General features: G+C 35.4%; 10 protein-coding genes. 2 read left to right on the top strand and 8 right to left on the bottom strand.

Annotation, left to right across the window (positions count from 1 at the left end; translation table 11 throughout):
* Positions 1–95: 95 nt before the first annotated feature.
* The 7 genes from KIK00_RS15165 to KIK00_RS15195 all read right to left on the bottom strand — a co-directional run bounded on the left by KIK00_RS15165 (position 96) and on the right by KIK00_RS15195 (position 7,802).
* Positions 96–1,064: a zinc-binding alcohol dehydrogenase family protein gene (locus KIK00_RS15165; RefSeq protein WP_255813207.1), complete on the bottom strand. Its 969-nt coding sequence runs from the start codon at positions 1,062–1,064 to the stop codon at positions 96–98.
* 104 nt (positions 1,065–1,168) lie between these two features.
* On the bottom strand, positions 1,169–1,774 hold the full coding sequence (locus KIK00_RS15170) for a Crp/Fnr family transcriptional regulator (protein WP_255813208.1): 606 nt from the start codon (positions 1,772–1,774) through the stop codon (positions 1,169–1,171).
* Between the two features lie 22 nt (positions 1,775–1,796).
* A complete protein-coding gene (glmM, locus tag KIK00_RS15175) occupies positions 1,797–3,179 on the bottom strand; it encodes a phosphoglucosamine mutase (RefSeq protein WP_255813209.1) in 1,383 nt (460 codons plus the stop codon).
* 68 nt (positions 3,180–3,247) lie between these two features.
* A complete protein-coding gene (locus tag KIK00_RS15180; RefSeq protein ID WP_255813210.1) occupies positions 3,248–4,264 on the bottom strand; it encodes a DUF4421 family protein in 1,017 nt (338 codons plus the stop codon).
* A 217-nt stretch (positions 4,265–4,481) separates the two neighbouring features.
* On the bottom strand, positions 4,482–6,515 hold the full coding sequence (gene feoB / locus KIK00_RS15185) for a ferrous iron transport protein B (RefSeq protein ID WP_255813211.1): 2,034 nt from the start codon (positions 6,513–6,515) through the stop codon (positions 4,482–4,484).
* Entirely contained in the window at positions 6,515–6,721 is a 207-nt protein-coding gene (locus tag KIK00_RS15190) for a FeoA family protein (RefSeq protein WP_052184769.1), read from the bottom strand. Before KIK00_RS15190 ends, feoB begins: the two co-directional genes overlap by 1 nt.
* Positions 6,722–6,902: 181 nt before the next feature.
* The gene (locus KIK00_RS15195; RefSeq protein WP_255813212.1) at positions 6,903–7,802 is read right to left on the bottom strand and encodes a GLPGLI family protein; all 900 of its coding nucleotides are present in this window, start codon (positions 7,800–7,802) and stop codon (positions 6,903–6,905) included.
* A gap of 181 nt (positions 7,803–7,983) precedes the next feature.
* Here KIK00_RS15195 and KIK00_RS15200 point away from each other — a divergent pair, with 181 nt between their 5' ends.
* A complete protein-coding gene (locus tag KIK00_RS15200) occupies positions 7,984–8,481 on the top strand; it encodes a DinB family protein (RefSeq protein ID WP_255813213.1) in 498 nt (165 codons plus the stop codon).
* Between the two features lie 57 nt (positions 8,482–8,538).
* On the opposite strand, the gene KIK00_RS15205 is transcribed toward KIK00_RS15200, so the two are convergent.
* Positions 8,539–11,241 (bottom strand): Plug and carboxypeptidase regulatory-like domain-containing protein, encoded by a 2,703-nt coding sequence (locus tag KIK00_RS15205; protein WP_255813214.1) that lies wholly within the window; start codon positions 11,239–11,241, stop codon positions 8,539–8,541.
* A gap of 563 nt (positions 11,242–11,804) precedes the next feature.
* Here KIK00_RS15205 and KIK00_RS15210 point away from each other — a divergent pair.
* Complete coding sequence (locus KIK00_RS15210) at positions 11,805–12,686, top strand: cupin-like domain-containing protein (RefSeq protein WP_255813215.1); 882 nt, start codon at positions 11,805–11,807, stop codon at positions 12,684–12,686.
* Positions 12,687–12,731 lie beyond the last annotated feature (45 nt).

Raw genomic sequence — 12,731 nt, forward strand, 5'->3', positions numbered from 1 at the left:
TTTTTTGAATTTTCCATTTCATAAATTTCTATTATAAAAATAGTAAAAAAAGAAAACCGATAAAAGGATTGTGGATAAAAAAATGGAAATTGGGGTTAAATTCTTATGACGAGACGTTTTCCGCTTTGTATCTCAGCATTCCAGGAGGCTTCGATATTTTTAATATCAACGTCTTCTGTTTCCATTTTAATTTTTCCTTCTACAGCTGCCTGATACATTTCCGGAATGATTTCTGAAAAAAGAAGTGCAGATTCTTCTTTCGTCCAGCTTCCCAACCCTGATCCGGAAATCTGAATATCAGTCCCTCTGAGAATCTGTGAAGAAAGCTGAATAGTATCTCCGCTCATTCCTCCTATTGTTACCAGTTTTGTTTTATGGGAAAAAGTTCCGTCTCCTTTAAAGGCGGACAATATCATTTCTACAGAATGGCCCCAGATATAATCCAAAATAATATCTATAGGCGTCTGGTTGTGAATTTCTTTTATTTTTTGTTTAAAATCATGATCATCCAGCTTGAGTGAAATCACCTCATCAGCACCCAACTCAAGTAAAGACTGCAAAGATTCTTCATTTCTACCGGTAACGATGACCCTTCCAGCTCCATATAGTTTGGCAATCTGAACAGCGATTCTGCCTGTAATTCCTGTTGCTCCATTAATCAGGACAGTATTTCCCGGCTGCAGTCCGGCCTTGAATTTCAAAGCCATCGCTGATCCCATAACAGCGTTTGGCAATGCGGCTGCTAAAGAAAAATCCAGCTCTTCAGGAATCAGAATGATCATTTTTTTATCTACTGCGGCTTTTTCGGATACAGTTCCTTTTTTGCTGAAAAAATAGACTTTATTTCCGTTTTCAAGATATCCTGCTCCATCTGTTCCAATAATTGTTGGCTGATGCTCCTGGTTTTCTGTTGAATAGTGATTTCCACCTGCTCTGGCTTTGTCAAGATTTTTAATGGAGGCTGCTTTTACTGAAACCAAAATTTCATTTTCCTGTACTTCAGGCTCTGGGAAATCCATGTATTGAGGGATGCTTCCTTTTTCAAATACTACTGCTGCTTTCATTCTTTTAATTTTTTATACAAAATTAGGAGGGAAGAAGGCTGCGAAGCGATAACATTTGTTATCAGTTTGGGAAAGGGAGCTGGAAGGGAGGAGGCTGGGAGTTATTAAGGTCCTTCTTTCAGTATTTTACTTTTAATTCTGCTGAGATGTACCGTAGTAATACCAAGATAGGAGGCAATATAATGCTGGGGAACTCTTTTGATAATCTCCGGCTTTTGTTTAACCAGGTTCAGGTATCTCTGCTGAGGCGTATCTTTAATGAAGGAAAAGAAATGTTTCATATAATCGAATACTCTTTCAAAAAGAGCATCCATAAAGAGATTTCTGAGCTCTGGATTTTCATAGACTTCTTCCAGGAAAGCTTCTACATCAGGTTTGTTGATTCTGTATAAAATACAGGGCTCTATGGTCTCAAATGACACCATGCTTGGTAAGCCTTTTTTAAAGCTTTCAAGGGAAGAAAACATTGTATTTTCAAGAAAAAACTGGAATGTTACGTCTTTTCCGTCATTATTATACCATGCTCTCACCATTCCCTTTTCAATATAATAGGCATTACAGGAAACCTCATCTTCTTTTAAAAGTAAGGTTTTGGCAGGAACTTCCATGCGTTCAAAGCTGCCCAGGAATTTTCTCCATTTTTCTTTAGGGAAGGGAAACTTTTTTTTGATATGCTCAAACATGTCTGATATAAAAAAGAACGGACTCATTGTCCGTTCTTCTTGTATTTTTTTAGATTAAACTCTTAATTTTAGCAATGATATCATCTCCTAACTGATCAGCTTCTTCCTGAGATTGAGCTTCAGTATAAATTCTGATAATTGGCTCTGTATTAGATTTTCTAAGATGAACCCAATTGTTTTCAAAGTCTATTTTAACACCATCTACTGTAGAAACTTCTTCATTCTGATATTCCTGCTCCATTTTGCTTAAAATAGCATCTACATCAATCTCCGGAGTCAGTTCTATCTTCTTTTTACCCATGAAATAGCTTGGGTATCCTGCTCTCAGTTCAGAAACAGTTTTATTTTCTTTGGCTAAATGCGTTAAGAATAGGGCAACTCCCACCAAAGAGTCTCTTCCGTAATGTAAATCAGGATAGATAATTCCTCCGTTTCCTTCTCCACCTATGACGGCATTTTTTTCTTTCATTAAAGTCACTACGTTTACTTCTCCCACAGCACTGGCAAAGTATTCTGAGTCATGCGAACGTGCCACATCTCTCAAAGCACGGCTAGAAGAAAGATTGGAAATAGCTGCCCCTTTTTTGTGTTTCAACAGATAATCAGCAACTGCAACCAAGGTATATTCTTCACCGAACATTTCGCCCTTTTCATCAATCAGGGCCAATCTGTCTACATCCGGATCTACTACAACTCCTACGTCTGCATTTTCTTTCTTCATCAATTCACAGATGTCTCCCAAATGTTCTTTCAAAGGTTCAGGATTGTGTGGGAAATGTCCTGTAGGCTCACAGTACAATTTGATGGTTTCACAGCCTAATTTATCCAAAAGCATAGGAATGGCAATACCTCCTGTAGAGTTTACCGCATCCAGAGCTACTTTAAAGTTTTTAGCTTTGATCGCTTCTACATCTACCATTGGTAAATCCAGGATCTGCTGAATATGGATATCAAAAGCATCGTCTCTTGTTTCATATTTTCCAAGATCATCTACTTCTGCATAATTGAAGTCTTCACTTTCTGCTAAAGCCAATACCTCAGCACCGTTTTCCCCAGTGATGAATTCACCTTTTTCGTTCAATAATTTAAGGGCATTCCACTGTTTTGGGTTGTGGGAAGCGGTAAGGATGATTCCTCCGTCTGCATTCAGCTCAGGAACCATTATTTCAACTGTTGGCGTTGTAGAAAGGCCAAGATCTACCACATTAATCCCCAATCCCTGCAAGGTAGCAGTAACTAAAGAAGAAACCATCTGACCAGAAATTCTGGCGTCTCTTCCGATGACAAGGGTAAGATCTTTTTTGTTTTTATTATTTTGAAGCCAGGTTCCGAATGCGGATGCGAATTTTACTACATCCAGCGGTGTTAAGTTATCATTTACCCTTCCACCAATGGTTCCGCGAATTCCGGAAATAGATTTTATTAATGACATGATGTTTTTACTTTTATTTTGTTCTTTCTAAATTTTCCAACGCAAAGATACTTAAAAGACCTTTCAACTTATAAAACCGGAATCTTTTTTTGGATTTTATCGTAGGTATTTTTTACAACTTTCGGTGGTGCAAAACGATACCCTATATATAACAGTCCATAGAGATTATTATTTTCTACTGTCTGGTTATTTTTCTCATCATAGGCATAGGTCTTAAAATTCATTTTACCTCCGAACAAAAACCGGTCTGTATTGTACCCTACATGAAGGCCTCCCTGCATTCTTATAGTTGCATACTGGGCATTTTCTTTCGTTCCTTCGTTCTGAATATCCCTGTAACTGGAAAACTTCCCTCCAACTCCGAGCGCCAGATAAGGTGAAATATTGACATTCTTTCCAATGACCCAATTATAGAAATACCCTATATTTCCGCCGATATTATATTGAGTCTCTTTGCTTTTTACCCCGTCAATTGTATTTCTGAAAATGGTAAGGTCATAATCAAGAAATGGCACCCAGCTTCCACTGCTTTTCTTCTGCCATTCTCCTTGTGTATAGATACTTCTTGCTGAAAAATTTTTATTGAGAATATAGGAGGTAGACCCACCAAAGGTTTGAACCCTTAAATCCGGAAACTGAATGTATGGATCTCTTCCTTCCTGCCATTCAGGGGACAGATCTTTCATGTTTTCTACATAAAAACCTCTTACATTTTTATAATAAACATTCTGGATAAATCTTCCCGGAAAAAATCTGAAGCTTAAATCGGTATAAGAGCTTTTTCCTTTCATTTCATCATCATTATTTCCCTCTAAAAATCTGGGCGAAAATGATACCGTCGCACTTATAATTCTATAATCGACTGAAAAGGATGTTTTGGTTTTATTATTGATTGAAAGAATTGTCTCATTGGCATTTTTACCTTCTCCTTCCGAGAAAACATAACTCTCGATATTGGTATCAAGATTGACACGAATCATCACCTGGTCTGCATAAGACTTGGTATTTGCGGTATCTGACTGTGCTTTTACCTGAGCGGCAAATAAAGAAAATAGGATTAATAATCCTGCTTTAAATAAATTCAAATTAATAATTTACATTAGAAAAATGAATTTACTACATTTTTTTCAATTATCTGATGAACCTAATATTAAGAACAGCCACAATCTTTATCGCAGTTGGTTCTTTTGGAGCTGAATTTCTTAGGTGCGAAATTCTTTTTAAGCACTTTAAATAAAGAGTAACAGGCAAATGCTACAATTAATGTAATAAGTACGTATTGAATGATTAATGATGATTCCATTACTTTAAAATCTGATATACTATCATCGACACAAAATATGCCAAACCTGTCATCATGACCACCTGAAAGCCGGTCCATTTCCAGCTTTTGGTTTCTCTGTAGACTACTGCAAGTGTAGAAACACACTGCATTGCAAATGCATAGAAAAGAAGAACCGAGATTCCGGTTGCAAAACTGAAGACTTTTTCTCCGTTTGGTTTTACATCTCTTCTCATTTTATCAATTACCTTTACCTCCGGAGCATCATCTTCCAGGCTGTAAAGTGTAGACATTGTTCCCACAAATACTTCTCTTGCTACGAAACTTGTAAGAATTCCTACTCCCATTTTCCAATCGTACCCTAACGGAGCGATAGCAGGTTCTATTCCTTTACCCATTTTGGCAAGGTAAGAATGATCAAGGTGAACATCTGTTGCTACAAATTCATCTGCTTTCTGGCTTGGCCCGAAATAGCTCAGGAACCAGATAATGACACTTACAATGAAAATTATTTTTCCAGCTCCGGTAATAAAGTCCCATACTTTTCCTAAAACCATTTTAAAGTCGTAGCCAAAAAGTGGTTTTTTATAGGCTGGAAGGTCCATTACCAGATATGTTTTTCCTTTACTTTTAATAAATCTTTTAAGGATTGCTGCGGAGAATAAAGCGACTAAGAAGCCCAGGAGATACATTCCCATCAAAACCAGCGCTTTATATTTTATTCCTAAAAAAGTTCCTTCTGAGATAATCAGTCCGATAATAATACTATAAACCGGAAGTCTTGCAGAACATGTCATAAAAGGTGTTACCAAGATGGTAAGCAATCTTTCTTTTACGTTTTCAATATTTCTTGTGGAAATTACCGCAGGAATAGCACAAGCGGTTCCTGATACCAGCGGAACAATACTTTTCCCGTTTAGCCCAAACGGACGAAGCAATCTGTCCATTAGGAATACTACTCTAGCCATATATCCTGAATCTTCCAATAGATAAAGGAAGTACAATAGGATTCCGATCTGTGGTGCAAAAACGACAATTCCTCCTATTCCCGGGACGATTCCGTTTGAAATAAGTGAATTAATAGGTCCTTCAGGAAGGTGTTCGCTGGTGAATGCTGCAAGCCATGAGAATGTACTTTCGATCCAGTTCATCGGATATTCTGCAAGGAAGAAAACGCTTTGGAAAATAACCAGTAAGATCGCTAAAAAAACTACATAGCCCCAGAATTTATGTACTAAAACTTTATCCAGTTTTTCAGTTAATAATTCTTTGAATTGGACTTTTTTAGAAATTACATCTTCCAGTATTCTGTCTACATTCTGATATCTTCTTACAGTTTCCTGAACCTGTAATCTTTTTGGAACCAAGCTTTTAGAATCAGATTCATTTAGCTGTTCCATTACTGAGCTTATTCTGCCAAGGTCTGTTCCCAGTGAAAGGCTCATCCAGGCTTTGTATTCATTATCGAAACCTTTATGTGCTGCCAGTTTCTGAATAAAGTCTCTGTGTTCGTTCGGTGTTTCAAAAGAAACCTGATCTGTTTTTACAAATTCATTATTGTAAACAGCTTCTCTTACTTCCTCAATCCCGATCTGCTCTTTGGCATTGGTCTGAATAATTTTAATGCCTAATGCTTCGGAAAATTTCTGAATATCTATTGTGATTCCTCTTCTTTCTGCCTGATCAATCTGATTGACAATCAGAATCATTGGAATTCCAAGGTCCTGGATCTGTTGAAACAGAAGCAGTCCTCTTTTTAAACTTAGTGCTTCAAGAATATAAACAACTCCTGCATAGTTTTTCTGCTCATCAATAAGGTATTTGGAAAAAATAGCTTCATCTTCTGAACTCGGGTAAACGCTGTAAGAACCTGGAAGGTCTATCACCTCAACTTCTTCATTTTTATAAGCATAGTTCCCCGAATGACTTGCAACGGTAACGCCGGCATAGTTTCCGGTCTTCTGCTTTTTGTTGCAAAGCGTATTAAAAACCGTTGACTTTCCTACATTAGGATTTCCGACTAAAAGTATCTGTTTTTTCTTGTTTTCCTGCATTAATTCAATTCTTCAACAATGATGTAATCTCCTTCTTCCTCACGAAGAGCAATCCGGCTTTTTTCTGCTCCAAACTCCACATACATTGGCCCGCTGAACGGAGCCTGATACAAAATTCTGAAAGTGGTTTCCGGAAGAAGCCCCATTTCAATGATTTTATTGGGCATTTTCAGATGGTCATTATCATACCCCAATATCTTCCCCATTTTGTTTTTAGGGAATCCACTTAATTTATGTAATCCTTTCTCTTTCAAAGCCTAATTTTTAGTCCTGCAAATATACGTTATTTAAATTTAATCTAAATAACGTTTTGGAATAAAAGAAATCAACCCAAATACATTGCTGTATCTGGGTTGATTCAAAATATAATTTAGTTGATATGAATGCTTATTTTTTCTTCTTATCAGAAGCTTGCTCTTTTTCTATTGGATTGTCATTGGCATTGAAGAAATCTTTATACATCTTTTCTTGCTTCTTCATCATGTCTCCAATTGTTCCATCCATTCCAGGAATTGATTTAGACATCATTTCTTGGGTCATCATAGGCCTTACAGAAGCAAAAGGATCTTTTTTGAAATCATTGAACGTTTTTTCAAACTTTTCTCTCGGCATTTCAGTCACTTTTAAACCAATATTAGAAAGCTTTTCCATGTATGTCAATTCTTCCCAGTTTGGAACTTTTTTATTTCCCTGAAGTACCCAGGAATAATTTTTGCCTTCGTCTTCAATCTTTACGATTAAGCCCGGAAGTCCTGAAAATTTATACGGTCCATCCTGAAAAGGAAGCTCTGAACTGAACCAAGCCGTCCATTTATTTCCTGCAAATTCAGTTGTTGCCTTCTGAGCATTATAAGTTCCAATTTTTGCTTTTTCGTTAGAAATTTTCCAGTCTAATTTTAATGTTTCGTTATATCCAATGCTCATAGGAGAAAATCCGCTTGCAATTCTCTCAATATATTGGATTTTCATATCTGGATATGTCTTCACTATTTTTGCAGAAAACTTTGGCATTTTGAAAGATTTAGATAGATCTTTATAGACTCCTGCCTTTTGCATTGCTTCAAATTGAACTTTCAGAATAGAATCTTGTCCAATAGCCGTAAAATCTCTATAAACAGATCTGTCTTTAACTATATCAAGAGCCATAATTACTTTCTCAAGCTTCGCTGAATCTTTTTTCGGTTTAAAAGTCAGTTCATAAAAGAAACGGTTAGCAGTTTCCTTTGATTCCTGAGCTCCCGCAAACGCAAAAAGAGCAATGAGAAATACGGAGAATAACTTTTTCATTATATCAAGTTTTATATAATTAGTAATCACATGTCTTCTTTTGTTACAGTTTTTTTGAAATTTTATTTTCAGGAAAAGATTTATCTCCTCCGGATTACACGGTAATTAAAAAATTATGATTCTCTTAAAACAGTTTCATTTTTAAAACGCTTACCTTTAAGTTTCTAAAAAACAAAATATTATGGACACTTTATCTCAATTAAAATCCGAACTGGAGGGAGAATTCCAAACCACAAAAAAATTTATTGAACTGTTCCCTGAAGGAAAAAATGACTTCGCTCCCCATGAAAAAAGCATGAAAATGATGCCTCTTGCCACCCATCTTGTAGAAGTTTTTGAATGGCCGAACACCATTTTGAAAACTTCTGAACTGGATTTTGCCAAAGGAGATTACAAACCTACCATTCTTTCTACAAGAGATGATCTCATGAAAAAACTGGAAGACGATTACCAATCAGCAAAAACAGCATTAGAAAACAGTTCGGAAGAGGATCTGAGCCCAAGCTGGACCATTAAAAATGACGGCCATGAACTGGCAAGCTGGAGTAAATACGGAGCCATCCGACATGCATTAAACCAGATTACGCATCACAGAGCACAACTGGGTGTGTATTACAGACTGAACAACATTCCTTTGCCGGGAAGCTATGGGCCTTCAGCTGACCAGCAAAGTTTTTAGTTTTAATACCTAAATATATCTCAACAAAAAACCAATCCGAATGGATTGGTTTTTATTTTATTTAAAGTTGAATTTTACAGTAAACATCACTTGACTAGGGCGGAGTTGAATTCTTGTGTAAGAAATATTTTGTGCATTAATATCATATGTTTCAAAAACTTTTTTGTTTGCAATATTCATCCATTTCAATTCAAAATCAATTTTCTTCTTTGCCCAACTGAACTGATAAGACAAATCGTAGAATCCATTATTATATTTCTGAGTTCCGGCACTACTGTTTACCTGATCCCAGTTAAATCCAATAGTATGATTTTCCAATGGATAAAAAAACACTCCTAAATTATGGTTAAATCCATTTCTTGAGTTTTCATTATTCAATTCAGGTGTTGCACTTGTATTGTATTGTTTTGTTTTGGAAATCGTAAAATTATAATCAACACTCATCCAGCTGAAATAGGTATTATTGAATTTAAATCCTACAGATTGAGAATTATTTTTGCTTTCGTAAGATTTGTCATTCTGATAAGCATCTGATGTTGAAGTATTGTTACTATAGCTTAATGAAGCATTTGTTTTAAATTTCGGGAAATACTTTCCTACTTCTCCACTAAATCCATTATTTTTTGTGTGATTATCCTGTTCAAGATATTTCACTGTTGTATATCCTGCTTCATTTCTTACCGGAGAAGAAATAAGGTTTCTTTTAACATCCGATAATCTGTAATTAAGATTAAAGAACAAATTGTTCAGAGGATTTCTATATTCTATTCGTGTTCCTCCAGATTTTGTATTGTTTTGAGGAATTGGGTTGGAGGCATCCATTGCGTTAATGCCATTAGGTGAAGTCATTAAAAATCCTGAATATGCTGTATTGACTTCCCCAAAATTATTGCTGATATTTCCGGTTAATGAAGCTTTCCAGAATGAAGCAAATGAATATTGAGCAAAAATATTAGGTTCAAACGTTACTTTATTTACTGATTTTGAGACAAGTCTTAATGGATCTTCAGCTTTAATATTGTTTGAGTTTACTGGAAGATTAGCATATATCATCCATGATTCATTTTTATAATTTACTCCTAAGCTTCCATATGGTGTAGCTGTTGTGTATTTCAAATCATTATTATAAGCTTCATTTGGTCTTAAAAAATTGCTATTCTGAAGGTTTGAAAGGTCTGTAGTCAGGTCAGTAGTTTTAAAATTAAACCCAACTTCTGGGGTAAAAGTCCATCCTTTAGCTGAAAACCCTAAATTGGCAGAATGATTGGCTTCGAATGTTTTAAGCCTCATATTCTGTCTTACAATATCCGTAGGTGCTGTTGCTGTGAATCCTGGGATCTGTAAATAAGAAGCAGGTGAGACTTCCAATGTCTGCTTATCTGTCTGATAATTAATATAAGACTGAACATTAACCATTTTCTCTTTCCATGGAATAATAGTACTCAAAGAGTTTTGAAATGAAGTGGTTGGAGACTCTATTGCTTCCTCTCCATGTCTGCTGTTACTGGCATCTGTTCGGTCTACAATTCCTCTGTCTGCATTCCAATACTGAGAAAAGCTTGTTGTATTTTTAAAGAATCCTTTTTTTGCGTTTTTAGTAAAAATTAATTCTCCTTTTGCTTTATTAGTATAGAAATTATTGAAAATATTCTGAGTAACTCTTGAAGCTGGCTGATTAGAGGTAGCAAAATAATCTGTTTGGCTATAAGATTCTCTATCTACAGCATTATTGGTATAGTTGGCATTAGCTTTAAGCTCCCATTCCTTTTTCTTATCAATATTGGTAAGATAGTTGGCAGATAAGTAATGAACATTATTCATCAGATATCTTTTCACCGGAAGATTAGGCGTGCTTGCGTTTTCTACATTTAGCCAGTCATTTTGAGAAGCATTGATTCTTTTCCCTTCGAACCTGTTACCGAAAGCAAGAATATTCCCCTCATTTTCCACCTGCTCACCCATATTATTGGTTTTATAGTTGACTACCCATTGGCTTTTCTGTCCGAAAAACATTGGAGTCAGTTTTACATTCCAAAGCCATGGATCTCCGAAGCCTGTTCCTACTTCTCCTCTACCTGTCATGGTAACAGAGTTTTTCAGTTTGATATTAATCGCTGCCTGATCAGAGGGCACTTTGTCCTGAAGTATTTTTACCGGCTGGTGATTTTCAAGAACTTCTACTTTCTGTACAGCGTCTTTTGGAAGGGAGTTGTTAATCGTTCCATAACCTCCTTCCATCAGGTCTTTCCCGTTGACATAGAATTTATTGATGGCATTTCCCTGATAAAGGATTGTTCCGTCATTATTGACTTCAATCCCCGGAATCTTTTTCATTACATCTGCCAGGGTTCTGTCGTTTTTGCTGTTGAAAGCTTTAAGATCATAAGAAATGGTATCGCCCCTGGCTGTAATCATTTTTGTTTTTAGCTGTACTTCCTTAATTTCTGTAGCTTCAGATTGCATTTTGAAACTCAGGGTTTGATCAGAGTTACTGATTTGCTTTGTAAGGGGTTTTTGGTTAAATGCTTTCACTTTAAGATCCACATTGGGCTCAGCAGAAGTAAAAGTTACTTTATATTCTCCTTTAGAATTGGTAATTCCATATGCCAGAATAGCGTCTTTACCTGGTTCTTCTATGGTAACACTGGCGCTTGGTATTGCTACCCCGTCATCATCAGTAATCTTTCCCGAAACGGTCTTCTGTGCAAAAGTAAGCACAGTAAAGAAAAGCATCAGAAATAAAGTAATATTTTTTTTCATACCTATTATTTGCTCAATTAGTTAATCATTGTAGTTTTTTGTTACACTTTTTATAAAGATAGCTTTTATGAGTAAAAGTTAAATTCTTTATCACTACAAACATAGTTATAATTTTGTTTTTTACAAGTCTTAAAAAACTAATTGTAATTTCTTTCAAAAAATTAACTATAATTAACAAAGTAAATTCTATTTTTTTATGTTTTAACAGCACCCTTAATAGATAAATTATATCAAAGCTTTATTTTTATTTCCTCACAATATCTGTTTTAAAATTTACAATTTTACAATTTGTTAAAAAAAACAATCCATTAAATAAATATTTCATATTAATCAATAATAAAATCCTATTCAAGCGTTGGTTAATTTTTAGATCATTGATGTAATATAAAGTCATTTTGATTCTTTTTTTACAACAAAAACAGAGATTTAATCAATTAATAAAAAAAATAATATTTTTAACTGTTCCAAATAGTAAAATCTGATTTGAATCATAGATTAAAAAAAAATTAAAGAGGAGGATCGTTAACATTTATTTAATAATTTTGTCATATAAATTTACTAAAATGGGAATTATTTTAAAGCCTATAGATATTGTAGATGACATTTCCAAAGAGGAATTTCACGAAAAATATCTGAAGCCAAGAAGGCCCGTTGTCATCAAAAATATGGCAAAAAAGTGGCCTGCTTACCAAAAATGGACGATGGAATACATGAAGGAGGTTGTAGGAGATGTAGAGGTTCCTTTATATGACAGCTCAAAAGCAGATCCTTCAGCTCCCATCAATGCTTCTGCTGCAAAAATGAAATTTGGAGATTATATAGATCTCATTCAGCGCGAGCCAACCGATCTCAGAATATTCCTTTTTGACCCTATAAAATACGCCCCGAATCTTTTGGAAGATTATATTTCGCCCAAAGAACTGATGGGAGGGTTTCTTGATAAATATCCTAATATGTTCTTCGGCGGAAAAGGATCTGAAACATTCCTTCATTTTGATATTGATATGGCGCATATTTTCCATACTCACTTCAACGGAAGAAAACATATTCTTCTTTTCGATTACAAATGGAGAGAAAGACTTTATCAGATACCCTATGCAACCTATGCACTGGAAGACTATGATATCGAAAATCCAGACCTTACAAAGTTCCCTGCATTGGATGGCGTAGAAGGAATTGAATGTTTCCTGGAACATGGAGATACTTTATTCATGCCTACAGGATGGTGGCACTGGATGAAATACCTGGATGGAAGTTTCTCTATTTCATTAAGAGCATGGGACAAATCATGGGCTGTAAAAGCACATTCTCTATGGAATCTTACTGTACAGCGTAAATTTGACGATGTCATGAAGTCTCAGTTTAAAAGTAAATACATGGACTGGAAAGAAAAGCTTGCTATTGAAAGGGCAGAAATCGCTTTAAAAAGAGGCTTACCTAGATAAACAAAAAGACGTTTCAAATGAAACGTCTTTTTTAATGCTATTATA

It is taken from the genome of Chryseobacterium sp. MA9, from assembly GCF_024399315.1.
In the GTDB taxonomy this organism is placed as follows: Bacteria; Bacteroidota; Bacteroidia; order Flavobacteriales; family Weeksellaceae; genus Chryseobacterium.